Annotated in this window: 22 protein-coding genes; 11 read left to right on the forward strand and 11 right to left on the reverse strand. The window is 61.1% G+C overall.

Annotated elements, in window-relative coordinates:
- Positions 1-5: 5 nt before the first annotated feature.
- Entirely contained in the window at positions 6-941 is a 936-nt protein-coding gene (locus JOE29_RS08850) for a DMT family transporter (protein WP_003391675.1), read from the reverse strand.
- Positions 942-1,052: 111 nt separating this feature from the next.
- Here JOE29_RS08850 and JOE29_RS08855 point away from each other — a divergent pair, with 111 nt between their 5' ends.
- Positions 1,053-1,622: an XRE family transcriptional regulator gene (locus tag JOE29_RS08855; protein WP_003427076.1), complete on the forward strand. Its 570-nt coding sequence runs from the start codon at positions 1,053-1,055 to the stop codon at positions 1,620-1,622.
- A gap of 41 nt (positions 1,623-1,663) precedes the next feature.
- Positions 1,664-3,067: an FAD/NAD(P)-binding protein gene (locus JOE29_RS08860; protein WP_074954670.1), complete on the forward strand. Its 1,404-nt coding sequence runs from the start codon at positions 1,664-1,666 to the stop codon at positions 3,065-3,067.
- A 152-nt stretch (positions 3,068-3,219) separates the two neighbouring features.
- Here JOE29_RS08860 and JOE29_RS08865 read toward each other — a convergent pair whose 3' ends face one another.
- Both JOE29_RS08865 and ssuD read right to left on the reverse strand, forming a co-directional pair.
- On the reverse strand, positions 3,220-4,326 hold the full coding sequence (locus JOE29_RS08865; RefSeq protein WP_003391680.1) for a sigma-54 dependent transcriptional regulator: 1,107 nt from the start codon (positions 4,324-4,326) through the stop codon (positions 3,220-3,222).
- Positions 4,326-5,465, reverse strand: a complete 1,140-nt coding sequence (gene ssuD / locus JOE29_RS08870; RefSeq protein WP_003407645.1) for an FMNH2-dependent alkanesulfonate monooxygenase — start codon at positions 5,463-5,465, stop codon at positions 4,326-4,328. Before ssuD ends, JOE29_RS08865 begins: the two co-directional genes overlap by 1 nt.
- Positions 5,466-5,855: 390 nt before the next feature.
- Here ssuD and JOE29_RS08875 point away from each other — a divergent pair, with 390 nt between their 5' ends.
- Both JOE29_RS08875 and ligD read left to right on the forward strand, forming a co-directional pair.
- Positions 5,856-6,761, forward strand: a complete 906-nt coding sequence (locus JOE29_RS08875; RefSeq protein WP_137983125.1) for a Ku protein — start codon at positions 5,856-5,858, stop codon at positions 6,759-6,761.
- 20 nt (positions 6,762-6,781) lie between these two features.
- Complete coding sequence (gene ligD / locus JOE29_RS08880; RefSeq protein WP_210079403.1) at positions 6,782-9,385, forward strand: DNA ligase D; 2,604 nt, start codon at positions 6,782-6,784, stop codon at positions 9,383-9,385.
- Between the two features lie 84 nt (positions 9,386-9,469).
- Here ligD and pssA read toward each other — a convergent pair whose 3' ends face one another.
- Positions 9,470-10,813 carry a CDP-diacylglycerol--serine O-phosphatidyltransferase gene (gene pssA, locus JOE29_RS08885; RefSeq protein ID WP_024960503.1) on the reverse strand — a complete coding sequence of 448 codons (1,344 nt, stop codon included), beginning with the start codon at positions 10,811-10,813 and terminating at the stop codon, positions 9,470-9,472.
- Between the two features lie 293 nt (positions 10,814-11,106).
- On the opposite strand from pssA, the gene JOE29_RS08890 reads away from it, so the two are divergent.
- The gene (locus tag JOE29_RS08890) at positions 11,107-13,293 is read left to right on the forward strand and encodes a TonB-dependent receptor (RefSeq protein ID WP_210079405.1); all 2,187 of its coding nucleotides are present in this window, start codon (positions 11,107-11,109) and stop codon (positions 13,291-13,293) included.
- A 38-nt stretch (positions 13,294-13,331) separates the two neighbouring features.
- Here JOE29_RS08890 and JOE29_RS08895 read toward each other — a convergent pair whose 3' ends face one another.
- On the reverse strand, positions 13,332-14,474 hold the full coding sequence (locus JOE29_RS08895) for a glycerophosphodiester phosphodiesterase (protein WP_004417221.1): 1,143 nt from the start codon (positions 14,472-14,474) through the stop codon (positions 13,332-13,334).
- 272 nt (positions 14,475-14,746) lie between these two features.
- Between JOE29_RS08895 and JOE29_RS08900 the strand changes: the two genes are divergently transcribed.
- The 3 genes from JOE29_RS08900 (at position 14,747) to JOE29_RS08910 (ending at position 16,834) form a co-directional block, all read left to right on the forward strand.
- Positions 14,747-15,679 (forward strand): 2-hydroxyacid dehydrogenase, encoded by a 933-nt coding sequence (locus JOE29_RS08900; RefSeq protein WP_003391695.1) that lies wholly within the window; start codon positions 14,747-14,749, stop codon positions 15,677-15,679.
- A gap of 109 nt (positions 15,680-15,788) precedes the next feature.
- Positions 15,789-16,511 (forward strand): CTP synthase, encoded by a 723-nt coding sequence (locus JOE29_RS08905; RefSeq protein ID WP_210079406.1) that lies wholly within the window; start codon positions 15,789-15,791, stop codon positions 16,509-16,511.
- Positions 16,508-16,834: an antibiotic biosynthesis monooxygenase gene (locus JOE29_RS08910; protein WP_032659152.1), complete on the forward strand. Its 327-nt coding sequence runs from the start codon at positions 16,508-16,510 to the stop codon at positions 16,832-16,834. Before JOE29_RS08905 ends, JOE29_RS08910 begins: the two co-directional genes overlap by 4 nt.
- A 4-nt stretch (positions 16,835-16,838) precedes the next feature.
- On the opposite strand, the gene JOE29_RS08915 is transcribed toward JOE29_RS08910, so the two are convergent.
- The 3 genes from JOE29_RS08915 to JOE29_RS08925 form a co-directional block, all read right to left on the reverse strand.
- Complete coding sequence (locus JOE29_RS08915; RefSeq protein WP_003391699.1) at positions 16,839-18,257, reverse strand: TIGR00366 family protein; 1,419 nt, start codon at positions 18,255-18,257, stop codon at positions 16,839-16,841.
- A gap of 487 nt (positions 18,258-18,744) precedes the next feature.
- On the reverse strand, positions 18,745-19,401 hold the full coding sequence (locus tag JOE29_RS08920; RefSeq protein ID WP_003315741.1) for a CoA transferase subunit B: 657 nt from the start codon (positions 19,399-19,401) through the stop codon (positions 18,745-18,747).
- A 42-nt stretch (positions 19,402-19,443) separates the two neighbouring features.
- Positions 19,444-20,145, reverse strand: a complete 702-nt coding sequence (locus JOE29_RS08925) for a CoA transferase subunit A (RefSeq protein WP_003391701.1) — start codon at positions 20,143-20,145, stop codon at positions 19,444-19,446.
- Between the two features lie 129 nt (positions 20,146-20,274).
- Between JOE29_RS08925 and JOE29_RS08930 the strand changes: the two genes are divergently transcribed.
- From JOE29_RS08930 to JOE29_RS08940, 3 genes are all read left to right on the forward strand, one after another.
- Positions 20,275-21,165, forward strand: coding sequence for a LysR family transcriptional regulator (locus JOE29_RS08930; RefSeq protein WP_024649998.1), 891 nt, complete (start codon positions 20,275-20,277; stop codon positions 21,163-21,165).
- Between the two features lie 88 nt (positions 21,166-21,253).
- Complete coding sequence (locus JOE29_RS08935; RefSeq protein WP_003348622.1) at positions 21,254-21,535, forward strand: lipoprotein; 282 nt, start codon at positions 21,254-21,256, stop codon at positions 21,533-21,535.
- Positions 21,536-21,659: 124 nt separating this feature from the next.
- The gene (locus JOE29_RS08940; protein ID WP_210079407.1) at positions 21,660-22,268 is read left to right on the forward strand and encodes a LysE family translocator; all 609 of its coding nucleotides are present in this window, start codon (positions 21,660-21,662) and stop codon (positions 22,266-22,268) included.
- A gap of 19 nt (positions 22,269-22,287) precedes the next feature.
- On the opposite strand, the gene ssuE is transcribed toward JOE29_RS08940, so the two are convergent.
- The 3 genes from ssuE to JOE29_RS08955 all read right to left on the reverse strand — a co-directional run bounded on the left by ssuE (position 22,288) and on the right by JOE29_RS08955 (position 25,697).
- On the reverse strand, positions 22,288-22,869 hold the full coding sequence (gene ssuE / locus JOE29_RS08945) for an NADPH-dependent FMN reductase (protein WP_003348618.1): 582 nt from the start codon (positions 22,867-22,869) through the stop codon (positions 22,288-22,290).
- A 249-nt stretch (positions 22,870-23,118) separates the two neighbouring features.
- Positions 23,119-24,207, reverse strand: a complete 1,089-nt coding sequence (locus tag JOE29_RS08950; RefSeq protein ID WP_003391720.1) for a polysaccharide biosynthesis/export family protein — start codon at positions 24,205-24,207, stop codon at positions 23,119-23,121.
- An 80-nt stretch (positions 24,208-24,287) separates the two neighbouring features.
- Positions 24,288-25,697: an undecaprenyl-phosphate glucose phosphotransferase gene (locus JOE29_RS08955; RefSeq protein ID WP_210079408.1), complete on the reverse strand. Its 1,410-nt coding sequence runs from the start codon at positions 25,695-25,697 to the stop codon at positions 24,288-24,290.
- Between the last annotated feature and the right edge of the window lie 4 nt (positions 25,698-25,701).

Genomic DNA, 25,701 nt, shown 5'->3' on the forward strand with positions numbered 1-25,701 from the left:
GCTGTTCACTCAGCTTTGCGCACGGCTTGTTCATTTCCCTCTTCGTCGACAATGCTCTGATCATCAGACGCCGAACGCCGCTTCATTTCGCTGACGATCACCCCGGCCACAATCAGTGCCGCGCCCAGCAGGGCGACGCCCGGCAAACGCTCGCCGGCGAGTCTTCCGACAATTCCGGCCCAGACCGGTTCACCGGCATAAATCACCGTGGCGCGGGTCGGCGAAACACTTTTCTGTGCCCAGTTCATGGCGATCTGGATCGCCGCACTCATGGTCCCAAGCCCCACAGCACTGAACACCAGCAACCAGGAAAAATCCGGCAAGTGCTCCTCGGTCGGGACGATCATCAGAAATGCCAGCGCCGATGCGGTAGCCAGTTGCACCACGGTGACTCGACGCACATCGACCTCACCGGCATAGGCACTGATCATGATGATCTCGGCGGCGATGGCCACTGTGCTGATCAGCGTCACGATCTCGCCGGAACTGAGTTGCAGGGAAGCGCCCTGCGGCCCGGCGACCAGCATCAGCCCGGTGAAGGCGAGGATGATGCCCAGTGTCGGCATCAACCCTGGTCGCCGGCCCAGTACCAGCCATTGCAACAAAGGTACGCAGGGTACGTAGAGCGCCGTGATGAACGCCGACTGACTGCTGGGGATGGTCTGCAGTCCGATCGTCTGCAGGCCATAACCGAGCATGATCGCGATGCCGATGAAGACGCCGGCCTTGAGCTCAAGAAAGGTAAGACCGCGCAGCACCTTCATTGAAAACAGCGCTACGATAAGCGCTGCGGCGGCAAAGCGCAGGCCGACGAAGAACATCGGCCCGCTGACGGTCATCGCATGCTGGACCAGTAGAAAGGTGCCTCCCCAGAGCATGGTGATCAGAATCAGCACGGCTTCTGCCTTGCTGATGCGGGGTGTGCGGCTGATAGACTTCATGTCAGCTCCGGATTCCTGTTAATTGCCATGCGCGCGGTGTGAGGCTGAACACCCTGACAGTGTCCCTGGGCTGGGCAGTATAATGCGCAACGGTTTGATGTGAGCACCAGCATGCACAAAGAAAATTCCCAGCGCCCTCCGGTGCTGCAGCACGTCAGCCAGAACGTACGGCGTCTGCGTAACAGTGCGGACCTCAGCCAGACGGCGCTGGCGGAAAAGTCCGGGGTCAGCCGACGTATGCTGGTCGCTATCGAGGCCGGCGAGAAAAACGTCAGCCTGGCGACTCTGGACCGCGTGGCCGAAGCCCTGGAAGTGGCGTTCAGCGACCTGATCCAGGCCCCCGAAAATCACGATTACAGCCGCATCAACGAGCTGGCATGGGCCGGTACTATCGCCGGCAGCAAGGCGGTGCTGCTGGCCAGGGCCGTTGCCCGGCGCGAGGTGGAGTTGTGGGAGTTCTGTCTGCAGCCCGGGGACGCCTATGTCTCGGAGGCCGATCCCGATGGCTGGAGTGAACAGGTCTACGTCGTCGAAGGGCATCTGACGATACGTTTTTCCGACCCTGCGGCCACGCAGCAGATAGGAGCGGGCGAGTTCTTCATGTTCCCCAGCAATCAGCCGCACCGCTATTGCAACGATGCCGACGTGCCGCTGCGTTTCGTGCGTAACGTCGCGCTCTGACCTTCCGATTCTTTATCGCAACCCGACCGAGGCACTGTTCGATGACCGAAAATTCCCATCAGACGGCTGACATTCTGATCATCGGCGGCGGTCTGAGCGGGACCATGCTGGCGGCGCAACTGCTGCGCAGACCGGGCCAGCGGCGAATCCTGATCATCGAAACCCGTAGCGAACTCGGCAGGGGCGAGGCCTACAGTGCGACGGAGCCGGGCCATACACTCAATGGCAACGCTGCGCGGATGAGCGTCGATCCGGATAACCCGGATGACCTTACCCGATGGCTGACTGACTATCTGGCCGCTGGTGGCTGGCCTGAAGCCGCTGAGCAGAGGGTCCCGGTCGCCGAACTGTTTCCGCCGCGCGGGGTGTTCGGGCTTTACGTCCAGCAGCGGCTGCGTGAAGCCCGAAGCGCTGGCGAAGCCTTTGGCTCGACCGCCGTGCATGTGCCCGGCGAGGCAGTGGACCTGCAGGTCCATGAAGGTGGCGTCAGTGTCTCGCTGGCTGACGGTCGTATGCTGCGCGGCAGCCGCGCCGTACTGGCGACCGGTATGTACGCGGCGTCACGCACCCCGCGACGTGATTCGAACGAGCTGAACACGGCTGCGCTGGATCCCTGGGATGTGGCGGTGATGAGAAAGCTCGATCCGCAGTCGAGTGTGCTGATCATCGGCTCGGGGCTGACCATGGTCGATGCGCTGGTCTCGCTGGAAACGGCCGGGCATCGTGGGCCCATCCAGATCTTTTCCCGGCACGGCCTGTTGCCGCATGTCCGGCGTCAGCCGCCGGAATGGTCTGATTTTCTCGCTCAGGACCCGAGTATCCGCAGTACTCGGCAACTGCTGCGCAAAGTGCGTGAACAGTGCGAGCTGGCCATCGAGAGCGGGATTGACTGGCAGGCACCGCTGGACACCGTGCGTGCCAATGTGGGCAGGCTGTGGAATCAGGCCAGCGATCAGCAGCGCCGCCAGTTCGTCCGTCATGTACGACCGTGGTGGGAGAGTCACCACCATCGCTCCCCGCCACCCAGCGCTGCGCTGCTTGCGCGGCTGATCAGGCAAGGGCGGTTGAGCATTGACGCGGCCTCGTTGCAGGGCGTGGCCAGTCTGCCGTCAGGTCAGGTACAGATCAGCGTGCGTCGGCGCGGTGAGAGTCAGCCGACGCAGATTACTGGTGATGCGTTAATCAACTCTACCGGCATCGAATACGACTGGCGACGCGTGGATCGCCCGTTGCCCCGGCAGTTGCTGGTTCGCGGTCTGATACAGCCCGGCCCGCTGGCACTCGGCATCGCCGCCGACGCCGCTGGCGCTGTGCTCGACGCACACGGTCAGTACTCGGCACGCCTGTTCGCCATGGGCCCGCCATTGCGCGGCATGTGGTGGGAAAGCACCGCAGTGACCGATGTAGCGATCCAGGCCAAGGCGCTGGCGATGCGTTTGTCGTAAAGCGCCGCTTGCTCAGAAGAGGACGCAGAGCGTCCGGAAACGCATACCCACGCGGAGCATGGGCACGATAGTGTTCTCCCGGACAGCGATCGTTCCTCACGCTCCAGCGTGGGAATGCCGTTCGTGACGCTCTGCGTCATCGGTCTGAGTCTTCACACCGACAGATGCAGCATGCGGTCGCCCTGGACGTTTTCACCCGGTCTGCGTTTGTTGACCGCCAGTTCGCCAATCTTGATCAAGCGTGTGCGCGTGACGTTGCGGGTCAGGCCCAGCAGGCTGGCTGTGTGCACCTGGTTGTGGTGGCAGAAGCGATAGGCGGTTCTGAGCAACGTATCCTCGACCTTCTCGTGCAAGGCACCGGCCTGTTCTTCAAAGAGCTTTTGAAACGCCCGGTTGAGTAGTTGCTCGGCTGATTCGTCAGGCGGGTTCTGTTCATCCTGGCGCTCGATTCTAAGGTTGGACATGCGCAGGTCATCACGCTGAATGACGCCTTCACGGCACACCAGCAGGGTGTGATGGATGACGTTTTCCAGCTCGCGAATATTCCCCGGCCAGCTGTAGGTCTTGAGCTTGTGCTCGGCTTCTGGGCTGATCCGTACCGGACCATGCCGCAGCCGCTGGCTGTAGACCTCTATGAAATGCCGGGCCAAGGGCAGGATGTCGCCCGGCCGGTCGCGCAGCGGGCTCAATTCCAGATTGACCACATCGAGCCGGTAATAAAGGTCTTCGCGAAAATGCCCGGCGTTGATGGCCTTTTCAAGCTGCACGTTGGTGGCTGCGAGGACCCTTACATCAATGGGCACGCTCTTGCGCGAGCCCAGACGCACCACTTCACGCTCCTGAAGCACGCGCAGCAATTTGACCTGCAGCGACATGGGCAGGTCGCCGATCTCATCGAGAAACAGCGTGCCGCCGTTGGCCTCTTCGAACCAGCCCGCCTTGGCGCTGATCGCTCCGGTGAACGCGCCTTTTTCGTGGCCGAACAACTCGGCCTCGATCAGGTTCTCGGAGAACGCGCCGCAGTTGACCGCCACGAACGGTTTGTCGCGGCGGGCGCTCAGTTCGTGGACGTGACGTGCGACCAGTTCCTTGCCGGTGCCGGTCTCGCCAATGATCAGCACGCTGGCATCACTGGGCGCAACCTGGCGTACGTGAGCGAGTAGGGCCCGGGACTTGGGGTCTTCGAACACCTGCGCAGTGGCCCTGATCGAGGTGGCCAGCGCAGGCGAGTGCGGTAAGGTCAGCAGTTGTCCGGACATCACTTGGCCTGCGGGGGCAGATCGTTGGCGATCATTTCGCCGAACGGGCCCGTCAGGTTGGTGATGCCGCGCCCTGCGAGGCTGGCGTAAGGCTCAGGCAGCAGCGGGAAGACCAGCTCGGCGAAGCGGTAAGCTTCTTCAAGATGCGGGTAACCCGAGAAAATGAAGCTCTCGATGCCCAGGTCGGCGTATTCCTTGATACGTGCCGCGACTTCTTCGGGATTGCCGACCAGCGCCGTGCCCGCTCCGCCGCGTACCAGGCCGACACCGGCCCACAGGTTGGGCGCGATCTCCAGGTTGTCGCGACGCCCGTCATGCAGTGCCGCCATGCGCCGCTGGCCTTCGGAATCAAAGCGCGAAAAGGACTTCTGCGCCGCAGCAATGGTGTCATCACTGATGTGTTCGATCAGTGTGCTGGCGGCTTTCCAGGCTTCTTCGCTGGTTTCGCGCACGATCACGTGCAGGCGAATGCCGAACTTCACGGTACGTCCCTTGCGCGCGGCGCGTTCACGCACATCGGCGAGCTTTTGCGCCACGGCTGCCGGAGGCTCACCCCAGGTCAGGTACACGTCCACCTGATCGGCCGCAAGGTCATGCGCCGCGTCGGAGGAACCACCGAAATACAGCGGCGGGTAGGGTTTTTGAATCGGCGGGTAAAGCGCTTTGGCGTTCTGCACGCGCAAGTGCTTGCCTTCGAAGTCGACCGCTTCACCCTGCAGGACGCGACGCCAGATTTTCAGAAATTCGTCGGTGACTTCATAACGCTCGCTGTGGTCGAGAAAGCTGCCATCGCCACGGTTTTCGTCCGGGTCGCCACCGGTCACCACGTTGATCAGCAGCCGGCCGCCGGACAGGCGATCCAGCGTGGCTGCCATGCGTGCCGAGACGGTCGGCGAGATAATCCCCGGACGGATCGCTACCAGATACCTCAGGCGCTCGGTCAGCGGCACCAGCGCCGAGGCGATGACCCACGAGTCTTCGCAGGAGCGACCGGTAGGGATCAATACGCCGTAATAACCCAGGTCATCGGCGGCCTGCGCCACCTGCTTCAAATAATTGAGGGTGACGGGACGTGCGCCCTTTGTCGTGCCCAGATAATGGCCGTCGCCGTGAGTCGGAAGAAACCAGAAAACGTTCATGACAAATCCTTGGAAGTAATCAGCCAGATGGAAGCTGACGGGATCCGCTGTCGGTTGGCAGACACCTCACCAACAGCGTTCGGGGTGGGGCCATTTATAGAACGTCTTTTTTATTCCGCAAAAGAACGTTAAACCATATTTTTAGATCCTAAATGCATATGTCCTCTGCGACCCCGCTGACATCTCTGCGCCAGCCCTTTGAACACAAGGCTTTTGACGGTGGCAGAGCCCCCGGTCAATAAGGCGCCTGCCGAGCGCCGACGCGGTGAAAGTCTGGCATTCAGGGTAAAAAACGTTTCCGGTTGGGCAGGTTTCCCGGCGCTCGTCAGGCTGCCGAAACTTTTCTCCGACCGGCCCTGTCACTTTTCCAGGACCAACAGGAGTCAGACCATGGCAAGGGCAATCTGGAAGGGCGCAATCAGCTTCGGGCTGGTGCATATACCGGTCGCGTTGGTTTCGGCGACAACGTCGACCAGTGTCGACTTCGACTGGCTCGACAAACGCAGCATGGACCCGGTCGGCTACAAGCGAATCAACAAGGTCACCGGCAAGGAAGTCACCAGCGAAAACATCGTCAAGGGCGTGGCGTACGAGAAGGATCGCTATGTGGTGCTCAGCGAGGAGGAAATCCGTTCTGCGCACCCCAAGTCGACGCAGACCATCGACATATTCGCGTTCGTCGACAGCCAGCAGATCCCCTTGCAGAACATCGACACGCCTTATTTCCTGACCCCCGACAAGCGCGGCGAGAAAGTCTATGCGTTGCTACGCGAAACCCTGGTCGACACCAAAAAGGTCGCGCTGGCCAATGTTGTGCTGCATACCCGCGAACACCTCGCGGCGGTCATGCCACTGGAATCGGCGCTGGTGATGGTGATCCTGCGCTGGCCTGCCGACGTGCGTGAGCTGGATGCACTGGAACTGAGCGATGCGGTGACTGACGCCAAGTTGAACAAGAGCGAACGTGACATGGCCAAGCGCCTGGTCAAGGACATGAGCGCTGACTGGCAGCCTGAGCTGTATCGCGACACCTTTCAGGACAAGATCATGCACCTGGTCAAGACCAAGGCAGACGAAGGACAGATCGAGGATGTCGAGACCGATCCGGCCGAGGAAGAACGCAAGAGCGCCGATGTCATCGATCTCACCGACCTGCTACGGCGCAGTCTGGCGGGCAAGGGCGGGGCCAGCAAAGGCAAGGCGAGCAAGCCCGCGGCGAAGGAAAAACCGGCCGACAAGGACAGCCCCAGGCCCAAGCGGCCCGCCGCGCGCAAGAAAACCAGCAAAGCCTCTTGAGCCCTACGGAGTGACCGGTGATGGCCAAGCCCGCCAGTGAATACACCCGCAAGCGCAATTTCGCCATCACCTCCGAGCCTGCGGAAAGCAAACGCAAGGGCAAAGGCAAATCGCAGCCCGGTGCGCTTGGTTTCGTGATCCAGAAGCATGACGCACGTAACCTGCATTACGACTTTCGACTGGAACTCGATGGCACGCTCAAGAGCTGGGCCGTGCCCAAAGGCCCGAGCCTGGACCCTACGCAAAAGCGTCTGGCAGTGCATGTCGAAGACCATCCGCTGGACTACGCCGGCTTCGAGGGCAGTATCCCGCAGGGTCAATACGGTGGCGGTGATGTGATCGTCTGGGACCGCGGTGTCTGGCAGCCGCACGGCGATCCGCAAAAGACCTACGAGGACGGCAAACTCAAGTTCACCCTGGTCGGCGAGAAACTCAGCGGTGACTGGGCACTGGTGCGTACGCGCCTCAAGGGCAGCGGCAGCAAGGAGCAGTGGCTGCTGATCAAGGAAAAGGATGACATCGCGCGACCTGCTGCCGAATACGACATCACCCATGAGCAGCCGCAAAGCGTGATCAGTGGTGCTCATGTGGGCAAGCAACGCAGCGCCTCGAAAAAGTCCGGGGCCAGTGCTGCAAGCGGCAAAGCCAAGGCCGCCACATCAAAATCAAAAGCGCCGACGCCAGTTGCAAAGCCGACCCGCAGGAAAGCGAAAGCGGCTTTCCCTGATACGCTTTCGCCGCAACTGGCAACGCTGGTGGAAGCGCCGCCGGCCGGTGACTGGTTGTACGAAATCAAATTCGATGGCTACCGCATGCTGACCCGTATTCAGGGCGACGATGTGCGGCTGTTCACCCGCAACGGGCATGACTGGACCGAGCGGCTGCCGGAGCTGGTCAAGGCGCTCAAGGGCATGAAGCTGCGTGACAGTTGGTTCGACGGCGAAGTGGTGGTTCTCGATGAGCAAGGGCTGCCCGACTTCCAGGGCTTGCAGAATGCCTTCGACGCGGGGAACAGCAAGGACATTCTGTATTACCTGTTCGACATGCCGTTTCTGAGCGCGGAGGACCTGCGTGAAGTGCCGCTTGAGCAGCGTCGTGATGCCTTGAAGCAAGTCCTCGACGCCCAGAAAAGTCGCCTGTTGCGTTATTCGGATGCCTTTCAGGCGGGCCATCAGGACATTGTCGCGAGTGCTGCGGCAATGGGCCTGGAAGGGGTGATCGGCAAGCGTGCCGGTAGTGCGTACGTCAGTAAGCGCAATGCCGACTGGATCAAGCTCAAATGTCGCTTGCGACAGGAATTCGTGGTCGTCGGCTACACGGCGCCGCAGGGCAGCCGATCGGCGTTCGGTGCCCTGTTGCTTGCGGTCAATGCCGGTGAGGATGGGTTGGTCTACGCCGGGCGGGTCGGCACCGGGTTCACTGAAGTGACCCTTGAGCAACTGTATAAACAGCTGAAGAAGTTGCAGCGCAAGGATTCACCGCTGGCCAAAAAGCTCTCCGCGTCCCAGGCCCGTGGCGTGCAGTGGGTGGAACCGCAACTGGTCTGCGAAGCCGAGTTCGCCCAGTGGACCCGCGAAGGGATTGTGCGCCAGGCTGCCTTTGTCGGACTGCGCAGCGACAAGCCCGCCAAGGACGTGGTGCGTGAAGACGCTCAGCCTGCCAATGTGCCCAGCCAGGCACGAACCAAGACGGCAGCGCCCAAGGCGCGCAAAAAGGCTGCGCAGGGGAAGGTTGATGTGGCGGGCACCGGCATCAGTCATCCGGACCGCGTCATCGACAGCAAGACCGGCACCAGCAAAATCGAACTTGCACAGTTTTACCAGTCCATCGCCGACTGGATTCTGCCCTACCTGAACAAGCGTCCCGTAGCCCTGCTGCGCTGTCCTGAGGGCATCGACGGTGAGCAGTTTTTCCAGAAGCATGCCGAGCATCTGGCGATCCCGCACATCAAGCAACTGGATCGCGCGCTGGACCCCGGGCACGCCGCGCTGATGGAAATAGATTCGGTGCAGGCGCTGGTCGGTGCTGCGCAAATGGGCGCTATAGAGCTGCATACCTGGGGCGCGACGCGTGACAGGATCGAAACGCCGGACCATTTCGTGCTGGACCTTGATCCCGATCCGGCACTGCCCTGGCGCAGCATGATCGAGGCCACACAAATGGTGCTCGCCGTGCTGGAAGAGCTGGGTCTGGAAGCCTTTCTCAAGACCAGCGGCGGCAAGGGCATGCACATCATCGTGCCGTTGGCGCGGCAGGCAGACTGGGACACCGTAAAGGCGTTCGCCAAGGCCATCGCCGAGTTTGCCAGCCGTCAGTTGCCGGAACGCTTCACCGCCACCATGGGGCCGAAAAACCGCGTCGGAAAAATCTTCATCGATTACCTGCGCAACAGCCGCGGCGGCAGCACGGTGACCGCCTATTCAGTACGCGCCCGGCCCGGGTTGCCGGTCTCGGTGCCGATTGCGCTGGATGAGCTGGCGGGTCTGAAGTCGTCGGCACAGTGGGACATCACCAACCTTGAGCAGCGTTTGAAGCGGCTCAAGGACGACCCGTGGGCTGGCTACAGCAACCGGCGTAAAATCACGCAGAAGATGTGGAAGCAACTGGGTGCGAAACGGCCTTGAGGCTAGGTCGCTGTCCGGGTTTTGCAAGGGGAAACGTGGGCGGCACGTCAAGCAATAACTGACATGCCGGCCGCACACTGGGGCTTAGAGAATCCGGTATAGCAGTCGCTCGACCCGCACGCGGCTGACACGCTTGAGAAACTTGCGCACGCCTTCGGGGTAGTTGGCCAGTGTGTCGAGCTCGTCATACTGGTTGACGCGCTGTGTGTTGCGCATCAAGTGCGCGATTTCCGCTTCCCTTGGCTCGCTCCACTGACCCTTCGGGTCGTCGATCAACAAGGCGTTTTCCAGGTCCAGGTTGAAGGCGCGAGGGTTCAGGTTGTTGCCGGTCAGCAGGGTATAACGCTGGTCGACCCAGATGCCTTTGAGGTGGAAGGTGTTATCGCCGTGTTTCCACAGGTGCACATTGAGGCGGTGCTGAGCGATTGCCTTCTGATGCTTGTGGGCAAAGCGCCGCAGGCTGATTTCATAGAGATAGGGCAGGGCCGAGATCACCTTGAACGGCTCATCCGGATCGATGAAGAAGTCGTTGGCGGTCTTGTCGCCAATGATGATATCGACCTGTACGCCGCGCTTGAGCGCCCGGTTGATCTCGCGAGTGACGGCCACCGGCAGGTTGAAGTACGGCGTGCAGATGGTCAGCTGGATCTTGCTCGACGCGATCAGATCGCAAATGGCGCGGTTGAGATTGTTGCGTGGGCCGACGCCGAGCAGCGGAATCACGCGCATCTCGCCGTTTTCCTTTTCGCCTGCCGATGTGTCGTAGGCGGCGCGTTTCAGGTCGCTACGAAACGCACGGATCTCGCTGCGCAAACTGCGCGAGCTGGGCGGCGATTGCAGATCGAGGCGGTGCACGGCCGGCGACGAAAGTATTTCCCGCTGCACCAGATTCTGGAAAGCGTCGGCCAATGCTGCGTTTTCGATCAGGTGATAACGGTCCAGACGGTATTTGTCGAGCTTGTGCAGGTAGACGTTGTTGATGCTGGCGCCGCTGTAGATCACACAGTCGTCGATCACACTGCCCTTGAGGTGCAGCACGCCGAACAGTTCGCGGGTCTGCACCGGCACGCCGTAGATCGGCACTTCTTCATCGTATTCAAGGTTCTGCGCCTGATACCAGGTCGAGTTGCCGGGCTGGCGTCCAGCACCTATCAGGCCGCGTTGCGCGCGAAACCAGTCGACCAGCACTACCACATCCAGCTCCGGCCTCGCGGATTTGGCAGCGTACAGCGCGTCGAGAATCTCCTGGCCGGCTTCATCCTGCTGCAGGTACAGCGCGATGATATAGATGCGCCGGGTGGCCGAAGCGATCTTTTCCAGCAGGCAGCGTCGATAGTCGGCGGCAGAAGGAACAATGGAGATTGCATCGCTCTGCAAGGCAAAACCACGAAGTGCTGCCAGGGTCGAGCGTCGGAAAGTGGACTGCATAGGCCTCTCGATGGGAAAACCAATAGCCTGTGAGCTTACACGACAGTGGCCCTCCTGTGGCTGTCGCCAACCTGTTTCAAAGCATTGCGGAACGCCACGGGGCGCCATGCGCGCTGATTTTTCATGATGCAGCGCCGGAACGAACCGCATCACGTTGCTGACTTATCATCTTCTATGCATAAACAAATGATAAGCATTACCAGTAACATCTGATATCATTTCGCATCCACCCGATCGGTGATGTCCAGGACGGTTGCTTCCGATCTCGTTCAACTTGTCTTCAGGACTTACTGATGAACTCCCCATCGTTCCCGATGCGCCTTACGTTGCTCGCGTTTTGCTGTTCCATTGGATCTCCGGCCTGGGCCGCTGCAGAGGCTGCCACTCGGCAGGACGGCCCTGTGGTGCTGGGCGAGACCGACATCAGTGCCGACAAGGCCGACCCTCACGCGCTACCGCCGGTTTATGCCGGTGGGCAGGTGGCGCGCGGTGGGCAACTGGGCGTTCTGGGCAATGCCGACATCATGGACGTGCCGTTCACCATGAGCAGTTACACCGAGCAATTGATCAAGGACCAGCAGGCTGAAACCGTCGGCGACGTATTGCTTAATGATGCATCGGTGCGTCAGTCAAGTGGTTATGCCAACGCTTCGCATATCTTCGTCATTCGCGGCCTCAAGCTGACCACCGACGATATCTCCTACAACGGCCTTTACGGCGTACTGCCACGCCAGATCATATCGACCGATGCGCTGGAGCGCGTTGAAGTGTTCAAGGGCCCCAACGCCTTCATCAACGGCGTGACGCCGACCGGTTCCGGGATTGGCGGCGGCGTGAACCTGCAGCCCAAGCGCGCGCAGGACACACCGACGCGTCGTTTTACCTCCGACATCAGCAGCGACGGCCGGGTCGGCGAGCACCTCGATCTGGGGCAGCGCTTTGGCGAGGGCAATCGCTTCGGCGCGCGTCTTAACCTGTCGCAGCGCGAAGGCGAGACCGGCGTCGAGGACGAAGAGCATCGCAGCAAGCTGTTCGCGCTGGGGCTGGATTATCGAGGTGACAACTTCCGTTTGTCCGGCGATTTTGCCTACCAGAAGCAGCGCATCAACCAGAGCCGCAACACGGTGTTTGTCGACAGCGCCCTGACCAGCGTGCCGCATGCTCCGGACTCGGATACCAATTACGCGCCGAACTGGACCTGGACCGAAACCGAAGACACCTTCGGCATGAGCCGCGCCGAGTACGACCTCAACGAAGACTGGACGCTGTACGCCGCAGTGGGCGCCAAGCACACCCGCGAGGTCGGCGTATATGGCTCGCCAACTGTCCACGATGCCGCAGGCAATACCACGGCCGCACCGTCTTTTATCCCGCATGACGAAGACAACAAGACCGCCATGGCCGGCATCAACGGCAAGCTGCAGACCGGCGCGGTCAGCCACAAGGTCAACTTCGGGCTGTCCGGTATCTGGACCGAACAGCGCAGTGCGTATCTGTTTGGCGGCACCTCCAGCAACAACCTTTACGACCCTGTCTCCCAAGAGCGCCCGGCACTCGACAGTTTCACCGCAGGCGATCTGAATGATCCCGGCATTGTCGGCAAGAGCCGCATGCGCAGCGTCGCGTTCTCAGACACGCTGGGCTTTTTCGATGATCGCCTGTTGCTGACTGCCGGCCTGCGTCGCCAGCAACTGCGTGTTCAGGGGTATGAATACGGCAGCGGCCCGCGCAATGCGCTGTACGACGAAGCGATCACCACGCCGGTCTACGGGGTGGTATTCAAGCCTTGGCACTATGTGTCGTTCTACGCCAACCGCATCGAAGGTCTGGCGCAAGGTCCAACGGCTCCGGATACCGTCACCATCAACCCTGGCGAAGTTTTTGCGCCGTCGCGTTCGAAACAGGTGGAAGCGGGCGTCAAGCTGGACATGGGTACGTTCGGCGCGAGCCTGGGCGTGTACCGCATCGAGCAACCGGCTGACGGCTATCAGGTTCTGGAAGGCACCGGGTCGCGTTATGTCCGTGATGGTCAGCAGCGCAATCGCGGCGTTGAGATGAACGTCTTTGGCCAGCCCGTCAGCGGCTTGCGTCTGCTGGCCGGTCTGACCCTGATGGACACCGAGGTGAGCGGTACGGCCAGTGGCAGCAACGACGGCAATCGGGCCGTGGGTGTGCCGACCTTCCAGTTCAATGCGGGTGCCGATTGGGACATTCCGGGGATCGAAGGCGCGGCCATCAATGCGCGCATGCTGCGCACCGGTGGGCAATATGTCGATGCTGCCAACAACCTGAGCATCCCGACCTGGAACCGCTTCGACCTGGGCGCACGCTACACCTTCAACGTTGCGCAGAAGGACGTGACCCTGCGCGCCAACGTCGAGAACCTTATGGACAAGGATTATTGGGCATCAGCCAATGGCGGTTACCTGACTCAGGGCGAGCCACGTACTCTCAAGCTGTCGGGCACTATCGACTTCTGATCGACTGGCCGCATCGCAGGATGCAGCCAGCCGCTGGATCAGTAGCCGTTACGCTTCAGAATCGTTTCAATGCTTTCTTTTGCCGGCCGCTCGTAGAACTTCAACAGTTCGGCGGTGCGGTTGGTGAAGAAGCCGTCCGCGCCATCATGGCTGATCCGCTTGAAGTCCTCTGCGTCATCCACCGTGTACGGGTGGATGACCATGCCTTTCTCGTGGGTCAGGTTGTTCATCCAGGGTTTGACCAGGTCCATGTAGCTCTGGTCGCCACCCTTGGCCAGTTGCGACGAAGGGCCGGTGCCGATGGCGCCGTGGGCCTTGGCCCAGTCAATCCACTGCTCGAACTCTTGCGCTGATTTGACTTCCTGGGTCGCGTAATAGCTGGCCTTGTCCTTGGCTCCGGAGTCCTTGAACGCGACGCTGGATTTGGGCTCTATCGAGCCTTCGCCAATCCACAACAGCATGACCTTGGGCACTTTCGGCATTTCTTTCTGCAGCAGTTCCAGGCTTTGCTTCTCGAACGTCTGCAGGACGACGCGTCCTGGCATGTGCGCGACGTTGACATGGCCGGCCGCTGCCGCAGGGCGCTGGTCGAGCCAGCCGCGTTTGGCCAGCAGTTTTTTCAGGTCGGCTTCGACACCGGGAAACTTGTTCGGCACCTTGGTCTCTATGTACAGCCCAGGTTTGTTGGCGCCGCCCTCGGCGATGTCGATGACCTCATCCAGCGTCAGGATCTGCAACCCGTTGTAACTGTCGCGGGCCCTGTCCGGGTAAGCCTTGTTGAACCACGAACCGGCGTCCAGTTGCTTGAGCTCCGCCAGAGTGAAGGTGCTGACCGGGTCTTTCACCCGTGTCGGGAACACTTGAGCGATGTTGGTAGTGCGTTCCAGCACGTCATCGTGCAGCGCTATCAGCACGCCGTCCTTGGTTCGCTGGATGTCCATTTCCAGGTAGTCCGCGCCCAGGTCCCGCGCCAGGGTGTAGGCCGGGATGGTTTCTTCCGGTGCGTCGAACGAAGCACCGCGATGGGCGATCACGGCTGGCCAGGGCAGGCCGTATTTCTCGCTCAGCACCTTGCCTGGGGCGTCCGCCGCCGCTGCCATGCCTGACGACAGCATCAGGCCCGACATGACAGCCGCAGCCAATAGGGTCTTTTTCAACAGGGTGGTGGGAAATCCTTGCATGGGCGGGTGTTTCCTTGTTTTTGAGAAAGCCTGTTTTATGAGCAGCCTGCGCGCCAGACCTTAGAGCCACTGGTCGCGTCACTGCACGCAACCATAACGCACTCTGCTGATTGCCAAGTCTGCTTGCGCATTAGTCTGTCCCGCAAATGCGTCCACTTTATGAACGCCTGGCGTATTCGGGAAGGCTTTTTTCAGTTCCAGCGTCAGCGGCGCTGCACAAGTGGGTCGAGTCGCGTTAAGGTCAGCATTTTGCTGATCGAACGGGAGCGCGCATGACAACGGTATTGGTGCTGGTGGAAAACCTGGACACGTATTTGCCGATTCTTGAAAGCAGCGGTTTTCAGTTGATTCGCGCCCCGACGGCCGAACTGCGTGCCGAGGCGATTGCCACGCACGGGCCGAGCATCATTGCCGTGGTGACACGCGGGCCGTTGGGATTTTTCGCCGAGGAAATGGATGCACTGCCGCAGCTGCGCATCATTTGCGTAAGCGGCGCCGGTTACGAGAAGGTCGATCTGCCTGCCGCGCAGGCACGTGGCATCGTCGTGACCAATGGTGCAGGCGTCAACGCCGCCACGGTGGCCGATCATACGCTGGCGTTGCTGCTGTCGTTGGTGCGCGACATTCCGCAGGCCGATGCCTCGGTGCGACGCAGCGAATGGCGCAAGGTGGTGCGCCCGTCGCTGGCAGGCAAGCGTCTGGGGATCGTCGGGCTGGGGGCGGTAGGGCTGGCGATTGCCAAGCGTGCAGCCGCCTTTGATATTGCCATCGGTTACCACAACCGCAAGCCACGCAGCGACTGCGATTACACCTGGCATGCGACAGCGCAGGCGCTGGCGGCCGCATCGGATTTTCTGGTCATCGCCACGCCCGGTGGCAGCGGCACGCAGCATCTGATCGACGCTCGGGTGCTTGAGGCGCTGGGCCCTGACGGGTTTTTGGTCAATATTGCCCGCGCCAGCGTGGTGGATACCCAGGCGTTGGTCAGTGCACTGCAGCATGAGCAGATTGCCGGGGCCGCGCTGGACGTGTTCGACGATGAACCGACTGTGCCGGATGTGCTCAAGACGCTGGACAATGTGGTGCTGACACCGCACGTGGCAGGCCTGTCCCCCGAGGCTTCGAGAGACAGTGTGCAAATGGTCAACGATAACCTGCTGGCGTTTTTTGCCGGGCAACCGGTGCTGACGCCTGTGACTGAATGAGCAACCGTGCAGCGTTGCACGCGAGGCATTGCTGTAACGCCCATTCTGCTGATTTTGCTGCCTGTTTATAGTCCCCCCGGGCTGTACGACATCAAACAGGGAGCAGGGCATGGGCAAAGCAGATAACACACGCAACGGGATACGGATCGGTCTGGTAGGGGACTTTAGTGCGGATGTCCCTGCGCATCAGGCCATTCCGTTGGCCTTGCAGAGGGCGGCGGAGGCCGCGCAGGTACGGGTCGGTTTCGAATGGCTGCCGACGCCGGGGATCGGCAGCGGTGCGCAACTCGCCGAATTCGATGGTCTGTGGTGCGTTCCGGCCAGTCCGTATCGGGACATGCTGGGCGCGTTGACGGCCATTCGTTTCGCTCGTGAGCACCGGGTGCCGTTTCTGGGGACGTGCGGGGGCTTTCAGCACGCGTTGGTCGAGTACGCCCGCCACCAACTGGGCTGGGCAGACGCCGAGCATGGCGAAACTGCGCCGCACGCGGCAAACGTGATTATCGAGCCACTCAGTTGCTCGCTGGTTGAATCGGTGGCAGCGATTCAGTTGCAACCCGACACGCTGATTGCCCAAGCCTATGGCAGGCTCGACACCGACGAGCGCTATCACTGCCGCTACGGTCTGCGCCGCGAGCTGGAGTCGGCGCTGTTCGGCGAGCACCTGAAGGTCAGCGGGCGCGGTCCCGAGGGCGAAGTGCGCAGTATGGAATTGCAGGGGCACCCGTTCTACGTCGCCACACTGTTCCAGCCGGAGCGCGCTGCGTTGCAGGGCCAGACGCCTCCTCTGGTGGCCGCGTTTGTCCGCGCCTGCCTGAGCAACCCGGCATGATGGCCGCCCGGTTTGCCAAGCCTTACTTCGCTGTGGTGTTCACCTCGCTGCGTACGCCTGACGATGATCAGGCGTACGCGGAGGCGGCGCAGCGCATGGTGAGTCTGGCCCGACAACAGCCAGGCTTTCTGGGCGTGGAGTCGGCGCGCGGTGACGACGGCCTGGGCATCACCGTGTCCTACTGGAGCGATGAAGCCGCGATTCTGGCCTGGAAACAGCAGGCCGATCATGCCCAGGTCCGCGAGCAGGGACGTTCACGCTGGTATCAGGCGTTTACCACGCGAATCTGCCGGGTCGAGCGTGACTACGCATTCGACGCGTAGGCATTCAGGGCACTACCGGTGGCACATAGGCCAACGTGGTGCCCAGTGCCCAGAGCAGAAACAGCACCAGCGGCGTGTGGACCAGCAGCTGCACGAACGAGAAGCCGATCAGGTCACGCGCCTTCAGGCCCAGTACACCCAGCAGCGGCAGCATATAGAACGGGTTTATCAGGTTGGGCAAGGCTTCGGCTGCGTTGTAGATCTGTACTGCCCAGCCGAGGTGATACTGCAGGTCATTGGCAACTTGCATTACGTAGGGCGCTTCGATGATCCACTTGCCGCCGCCCGACGGAATGAAAAAGCCCAATATGGCCGAATAGACGCCCATCAGAATCGCGTAAGTGTCGTGGGAGGCAATGCTGGTGAAAAATGTCGAAATGTAATGCGCCAGGGTTTGCGCATCGCCGCCCTTGACCGTGGTCAGTAGCGCGGCTATCGAACCGTACAGAGGGAATTGAATCAGCACGCCGGTGGTGGTGGGCACCGCCCGTGCGACGGCGTCGAGAAAACTGCGCGGTCGCCAGTGCAGCAGGGCACCGAGCATGATGAACAGGAAGTTGTAGGTGTTGAGCCCGGAAATCGCCGTGATCGCCGGTTTGCTCGAAAACTCGCTGAACAACCAGCCAACCCCCAGCAGCACCATCAGGATGATCAGCAGCGGGCTGTATTCCAGCCATTCCCCGGGCCGTGTGCGGGGCGGCAGTGGCGGCAGGTTGAAGGCCGGGTCGACACCGCAGGCCTTGGCGTCGCGGGCGCTGTTCGGGCCGGGCGCGGTGGCATAGGCAACGATCAGTGAGATGACCACCAGCGCGGCGAGCATGACCCCGGATTGCCAGAGAAAGATGGTTTCGGTGAACGGGATCACGCCGGTAATCGCCAGGATCGACGGCGGCAGACTGGCCGGGTTGGCCTGCAATTGCGCGGCCGAAGACGACAGCCCCAGCGCCCAGACTGCACCCAGACCCAGATAGGCGGCTGCGCCGGCTGCGCGGTAATCCATGCGCAGGTCAGTGCGGCGGGCGAGGGCTCGCACCAGCAGGCCACCGAACACCAGCGACAGGCCCCAGTTGAGCAGCGAAGCGAGCATGGAAATCAGCGCCACCCAGGCCACCGCCGAACGGCCGTTGCGCGGCACCCGGGCCAGGCGGTCGATCAGGCGCACCGCAGGCGGTGAACTGGCGACCACGTAACCGCCGATGACCACGAAGGCCATCTGCATGGTGAACGGAATCAGGCTCCAGAACCCGTCACCGAACGCCTTGGCAGCCTCGGCCGGGCGCGCGCCGATCGCCAGTGTCGCCAGCGTGACGATGACCACTGCCAGTGCGGCAAATACCCATGAATCAGGAAACCAGCGTTCAGCCCACGCAGCACAGCGCAAGGCAAATCGGGCGGAGCGGCTTTCTTCTATGTTGGCGGCCATCTGGGGCACCTCTTTTTGTAATTATTATCGGGGAGTTACTTGAACAGCCGACTATTGCGGACGCTCCACGTCACACGGCGGTTTTTCTTTTTCAGGTGGATTAGGGTTAGACTCAGGTCACCTTTTCGCCCCTCGGCGACCTACTTTGATGGGGCCAAAGTAGGCAAACCCCCAAGCTCCGTTTCCGGCCCGACTTCGTCGGGTTCCTTCGCCCTGTCACTGCTCCGGGGGGCGCCGCAACGGACCATCCATGGTCCGGTGCGGCTAGCCTGGCGTCCTGCCAGGCTACCCCCGGATCAGCGCCAGGACTCAGCCGTCACTTACGTCGCACTCTGCGTCGTCTGTGCCATCGTGCTCGAAAAGCGCTTTAGAGCAACTTGGCCAAAGGCCCGGCTTGTGAGCTGATAACCATCGTCCCCAAACTGGAGCTTGGGAACGAGGGTGGCTGGCCATGAGTATCTTGCCAATGCTCCGCGTTGGCCTGTGCTCAGAAGCTCATCTCGATCACGTCATCCGGCACGATCAGCTTGCCTGCGGTTTTGGCCACGATTTCTTCCACGCTGACCCCCGGCGCGCGTTCGCGGAGGATGAACGCGCCGTTTTCGATTTCCAGGTAAGCCAGATCAGTCAGCACCTTGCGGATGCAGCCTGCGCCGGTCAGTGGCAGGCTGCAACGGGTGAGCAGTTTGGATTCGCCGTCCTTCGACGCATGGGTCATGGTGACGATGATGTTGTCAGCCCCCGCCACCAGGTCCATCGCGCCACCCATGCCCTTGATCAGCTTGCCGGGGATCATCCACGAAGCGATGTTGCCCTCGATATCCACCTCGAAAGCGCCGAGCACCGTCAGGTCGACATGGCCGCCGCGGATCATGGCAAAGGATTCGGCCGACGAAAAAATAGAGGCGCCGATGCGCGCGGTGACCGTCTGCTTGCCGGCATTGATCATGTCTGCGTCGATGGTGTCTTCGGTGGGGAAGGCGCCCATGCCCAGCAGGCCGTTTTCCGACTGGAGCATGACGTCGATGTCATCGGGCACGTAGTTGGCCACCAGGGTCGGAATACCGATGCCAAGGTTCACGTAATAACCGTCCTTGAGCTCACGGGCGACACGTTGAGCCATTTGTTCGCGGGAAAGTGCCATCGTCTGAAGCCTCTTTATTGTTGTAGGGCCAAGGCTGCGCTATCAGGATTTTCTGACGGTGCGCTGTTCGATGCGTTTTTCGAAAGTGCCCTGGATGACCCGGTCGACGTAGATGCCTGGGGTGTGGATCTGGGTAGGCAGCAGCACGCCCGGCTCGACGATTTCCTCGACCTCGACCACGGTGATCCGTCCGGCGGTGGCCACCACCGGGTTGAAGTTCTGTGCGGTATGGCGATAGATGACGTTGCCGAAGTGGTCGGCTTTCCAGCCCTTGATCAGGGCGAAGTCACCGGTGATGGCCTCTTCCAGAATCACGTTGCGGCCGTTGAACTGACGGGTTTCCTTGCCTTCGGCGACCGGCGTTCCGTAACCGGTTGCGGTATAGAACGCCGGAATGCCTGCGCCACCGGCACGCAGTTTTTCCGCCAGGGTGCCTTGTGGCGTGAGTTCGACTTCCAGCTCGCCGCTGAGCAGCTGCTTTTCGAACAAGGCATTCTCGCCGACGTAGGACGAAATCATTTTGCGGATCTGCCGGTCTTCAAGCAGGATGCCGAGTCCGAAGCCGTCAACGCCGCAGTTGTTGGAGACCACGGTCAGGCCCTTGATACCCATGCGCTTGATCTGCGCGATCAGGTTTTCCGGGATGCCGCACAGGCCGAAGCCGCCGCAGAGTACCGTCATGTCGTCGGTCAGCCCGGCGAGGGCTTCTTCGTAGGTCGCTACTCGTTTATCGAGTCCAGCCATGATGATCCGCCTTTTATAGTTGTTGACCGACAGTCGCGCTGTCGGAGGATCGGGTGACCTGCATCTTCTCTCGGCGTGACTGATTTGTTAATTTTGTTTTTCTGATCAATTCATAAGAAAAGCAAATATATGAACGTCAAGCAGCTTCGCGCTTTTCTGGCCGTCGCGCAGTACCTGAGTTTCGCTCAGGCCGGCGAGCGTCTTAACGTGTCGCAACCGGCCTTGAGCCTGACGATCAAAAGCCTAGAAGAGGACCTTGGCGGACAGCTGTTGACGCGCACCACACGCAACGTCGGTCTGACGCCCGAAGGCGAGACCCTGTTGCCGCTGGCGCGCCAGTTGCTGGCCGACTGGGACAACACCGAAGAACTGCTGCGTCAGCGTTTCACTTTGCAAATGGGCAGGGTGTCGGTGGCCGCCATGCCATCGTTTGCCGGCAATCTGCTGCCAGCGGCCTTGAAGGTGTTTCGTGGGCGCTACCCGCGCGTCAATGTCGCGGTGCATGACGTGATCAACGAGCAAGTGCTGGAGATGGTCCGACATCGCCGTGTCGAACTGGGTATCGGCTTTGAGCCCGAGTCGAACAGTGCCCTGTCGTTCACTCCGTTCTATATGGACCGCTTCGTCGCCGTGGTGCCCCGGGAGTCGCCGCTGGCCCAGCGGCGTGAGGTCACCTGGGAAGAACTGCTGCGTGAAGACTTCATCGCCCTGCAACGCCCTTCGGCGGTACGTTTGCTGCTGGAACAGGCTATCGAGCCGCGCCACGGCAAGCTGGCGGTCGCGTTCGAGAGCCATCAGTTGTCGACCATCGGGCGCATGGTTGCCAATGGCCTGGGCGTCAGCGCGGTACCGTCACTGTGCATCGGGCAGATGCAGGAACTGGGGGCCTGCTGCGTGGCGCTGGTGGAGCCGCTGATCGAACGGCGTATCGGCCTGATGATGCTTGCCGATCACAAGCTTTCAACTGCGGCTCAAGCGTTGCGCGAGGTGTTGATCGAGAATGCTCGCAACAGTCGATAGCGACTATCACGGCGGATGATTTTTGCTGCGCCAGGGGCAGGCGTAACCTTGCTTCATTCCTGAAATGAAGCCCGACCGGAGGCCCCCGATGAACCGTATGCTCGCCCTTGCGCTTGTCCTGACATTCACTGTTGCGCTGGTTTCCGGCTGCTCCACTCACCACGCTGTCGAGCAGCGGGCGTTCAGCGCTGAAGAAAGCCATCAGTTGGCCCTTGAAGACCTCAACCGTCGCGGCCTGTCATTTGATGAGTATCAGGCACGCAAGGCGCAATTGATGGCGGATCCGCAGATCCAGCAGGCGCGGGACTTCGATGAAAAAGGCGAAACAAGCGTCGATCTGGGTGTCACGGGTCAGCAGCCACAAGGTTAACAGTCGGCTTGAAAAGTGCGTTGTGTAAGAACTGTACTGCTGTAATTGGCCGTCAACTGTCCGTGTGTTTCCTGCACCGCCTTCGATAGGGTGAGCACCTGACTCACTGATCCGGACAGGCAGCATGTTTCTCTCTTTCGATTTGCTTCTGGCATTCACACTCTTCGCATTCGTCACCTCCATCACTCCCGGCCCCAACAACATGATGCTGCTGGCCTCGGGCGTGAACTTCGGTTTCAGTCGCACCCTGCCGCACATGCTGGGTATCAGTGTCGGTTTTTTCGTTCTGGTGCTGGCCGTCGGTTTCGGTCTGGGCAGCGTGTTCAAGGCCTGGCCGGTGCTCTACACGATCCTGCGCTATGTGGGCGCTGCCTATCTGCTGTACCTGGCCTGGAAAATCGCCACGTCGGGGCCTGCCTCCGATAGCGTCGACAGCGAGGGCAAGCCGCTGAGTTTCATGAGCGCCGCGCTTTTTCAATGGGTCAATCCCAAGGCCTGGATCATGGCGATCGGCGCGATCAGCACCTACACCCCCATGCAGGGCTACTTCTACAACGTTGTGGTGATTTCCGCAGTGTTTGCGCTGATTAACCTGCCCAGCGTGGGCATCTGGGCAGGCTTTGGCAGTTTGCTGCGCAACGTTCTGTGCGATCCGCTCGGGTTACGTATTTTCAACAGCGTGATGGCAGCGCTGTTGGTGGCCTCGCTGTATCCGCTGTTTATCGAGCATTGATGCCTTTGCTATTCCGGCACTACAACGCCAGTTGCAAGTGCCCGCCAGCCTGCTGGTGACGCGCCTGCAAGCGGCGTTGCAGGCCGTGGTGGAAATGCTCCAGCCCTTCATGCAGGCGCTCCGTGAGGATTTCGTCCAGCGTACCGCCTAGTTCGTTGTCGTCGTAGCTGACCTGGGTATCGATGGCGAAGATGCCGTGCAGCACTTCCTGCGACTTGAGCGCCGACAGCACCGGTTTGAGCGCGTAATCCACGGCCAGCATGTGCGCGATACTGCCGCCGGTGGCCAGCGGCAAGACCACTTTGCCATGCAGCGCGCGCTCGGGCAGCAAGTCGAGCAGGGTTTTCAGTGCGCCGGAAAATGACGCCTTGTATACCGGCGTGCCGATCAGCAGGCCATCGGCCTGACTGACCGCTTCGATCAATTCGAGCACCTGCGGGCTGTCGAAACGGGCGAAAAGCAGGTCCTCTGCATTGAAGTCGCGTATGCGCAATGTGGTGACTTCGACGCCGTGACTCTGCAGCCAGCGGCCGGCGTGGGCCAGCACAACGCCGGAACGGGATTTGGGGGAGGGACTGCCTGAAAGTGAAACGACGCGCATGTGGGATGTCCTTGCGATAAACGTAAGCCTGCAAAGCAGCTTATGTGCCAGCCTTCTTGTGTGTCTGGCGATGGCCCGCAGTCGTTGGGTCTGCGTCTGTTTCATGCCGCAGGAGAGGGTTCGCCGCGCTGATGCAAAAGCCGTCAACTGTTGAACAGCTGTTGCTCTGGCAACAGTCTGGCGCAGTGCGACAGGCAAAAAAATCCCTGCACAACCGCGTGCAGGGAGATTGGCGCACAGCCGCGCGGTTCAGTTGCGAAAGGCCGCACCGGTCTGTATCACGCTGGCCGAGCCGAGCAGCTGGCTGATGAAGCGGCTCCAGCGGGTGATATCGGCAGGGCCGACGAATACCACGTCCTGTGCCTTGAGCTCGAACTGCCCCGCCAGCAGGTACGCGGTGGGCTTCTTGGCATTGAGGTGGTAGACGGTGGAAGGCGCCTGGGCGAAGTTTTCCGCACCGCGTATGACGTACACCGCATCGCCGTCTGCGCTGTCCGGGCTGAGGCCGCCGGAGTTTCCCAACGCCTCGAGCAGTGTCAGGCGGGTGGTGCCGAACGAGATTACCTGAGGGTTACGGACCTCGCCCAGCACGTAGATCTTGTTTCGCGAGTTGCTGTTGAGGTGCAGGTAATCGCCGTCCTTCAGGAAGATCCGGCTCAGTTGCGAGTCCCGGCGGTTCAGCGAGTCGATGTCGATCAGGTAGTCCTTGCCCTCCCGGCGCAGGGTCAGCCCGGCCAGGTTGGCATCGGTCAGGTCGACGCCAGCGACACTCACCGCCTGCACCAGGCTCAACGGAATATTGGTGATCGGTTGCGGACCGGGGACCTTGAAAGAACCGGACAACAGTATTCGCTGGCTGTTGTAGCGCAGCACTTTGACGTCGACCTTGACCTCGGTGTATTGCGGCGCCAGGCCCATGCGTAACTGCTCACGAACCTCGCTGACCGTTCTGCCACTCGCGCGGATTCTGCCTACATAGGGGAAGTAGAGCGTGCCGTCGTTGAGCACTTCCCGGGTGTTGGCATCCAGTTGGTCCTGTGAGCCTGGCGCGGTCAGTTCGGGGTGTTCGAACACGGTGACCAGCAAGGTATCGCCAGCACCGATCACGTATTCCGGAGTCCTGTAGTCCAGCAGCACCTGCGGCAGGGCCTTGGCCTCTGCAGTGGCGCGCAGTTGCTGTTGCTGCAGGGTCTTCGGCGTGACCTCGATCAGCTGTGCACGGGGTTCGTCCGGTTTGTCGAGAGTGACGTCATCCGGCGTCATATGTTGCCCCGGCGCGAATGCACAGCCTTGCAGCGCCAGGCTGACCAGCAGTAACGCAGTAACGCTTCGATTCATGACGTTTTTCCTTTCATGGGATTGCTCCGTTCTTGTTGCGTACCGAGGGTGTTCGGTGTGTGCTCAGGTCAGCGCTGGCATCAGAAGGCGTTCTTGTTGACGAACCCCTTGAGCAGCGTCAGCAGAATGATTTTCAGGTCCAGCCAGATCGACCAGTGCTCGATGTATTCCAGGTCGAACTCGACGCGCATGCGCATCTTGTCCAGCGTGTCGGTTTCGCCGCGCCAGCCGTTGATCTGCGCCCAGCCGGTGATGCCGGGCTTGACCTTGTGGCGCAACATGTAACCGCTGACCTGCCTGCGGTATTGCTCGTTGTGGGCAATGGCGTGGGGGCGTGGGCCAACGATGGACATGTCGCCGTGCAGCACGTTGAAGAACTGCGGCAGCTCATCCAGCGACGTCCGGCGCAAAAAGCGGCCCAGCGGTGTTACCCGCGCGTCGTTGCGCGTCGCCTGAAGCACCACATCGGTGTTTTCCTGGACGCTCATGCTGCGAAATTTCCAGACCATGATCGAGCGGCCGTCCAGCCCGTAGCGGCGCTGGCGGAACAGCACCGGGCCGGCCGAGGTAAGCTTGATGGCTGCCGCAATGGTCACCAGGGGCACGGCGATCAGCAACAGAATCAGGCTCGACAGCACGATGTCTTCGGCACGTTTGGCCAGGCTCCAGGCACCGTCCATGGGCGAATCGAAAATGCTGATGCTGGCCAGGCCGTTGATGCTTTCACTGCGCGCGTGCAGCAGGTCGAACATGAACACATCCGGAATCAGGTACACCGAGGCGGTGGTGTCGCTCAGGCCGGTAATCAACTCGCGCAGTTGCGGTTCTGCGCTGAAGGCGAGGGTGATGTACACCTTGTCGATCCGGCCAGCGCGGGCATCTTCGATCAACTGCTGCAGGTCACCCAGTACGGGCGGTCGGCGCTTGTGTGCCTGCAGATTCATCTGCTGCGGATGCGCGTCATAAAAGCCCAGCAGGATCAGGCCCATCCAGGGCGCCAAGGCGATAGACTGGGCCAGCCGCTCGCCGACCTGGCCGGTGCCGACGATCGCCACCCGGCGCGTATTGAAGCCACGCCGACGCAGGGTGTGCAGGGCTAGGCGAATCAGCAGCCGGTAGCCGCACAGCACGGCGAGGGCCAGCGCGAACCAGCTCATCTGGCCGTTATCGGGCAATTGCGTCTGGTTGAGCAGCAGGCTGTTCAGCGACAGCAGGGTGATGAAGGTCATCGCCCAGTAACTGAAGACCTTGGTCAGCTCGCGCAGGATGCGCTCGCCACGCCATGAGCCATACAACTGGTGGTACTCGCTGACCCAGTGAAAGACCAGCACCGCGAGGAAAATGTGCGACCAGGCTTCTGTGCTGTCGGTGACTGTCAGCCCGGTTTGCCAGTAACCGATCAGCACAATGACGGTCAGGTCCAGCAAGCGATGGGCGAGCGAAAGCGCTGACTGGTGGGCACGCAGAATGCCGCGGACTGAAGTACGCATGGGG

The organism is Pseudomonas sp. PvP009 (assembly GCF_017832995.1).
GTDB classification, from domain to species: domain Bacteria; phylum Pseudomonadota; class Gammaproteobacteria; order Pseudomonadales; family Pseudomonadaceae; genus Aquipseudomonas; species Aquipseudomonas syringae.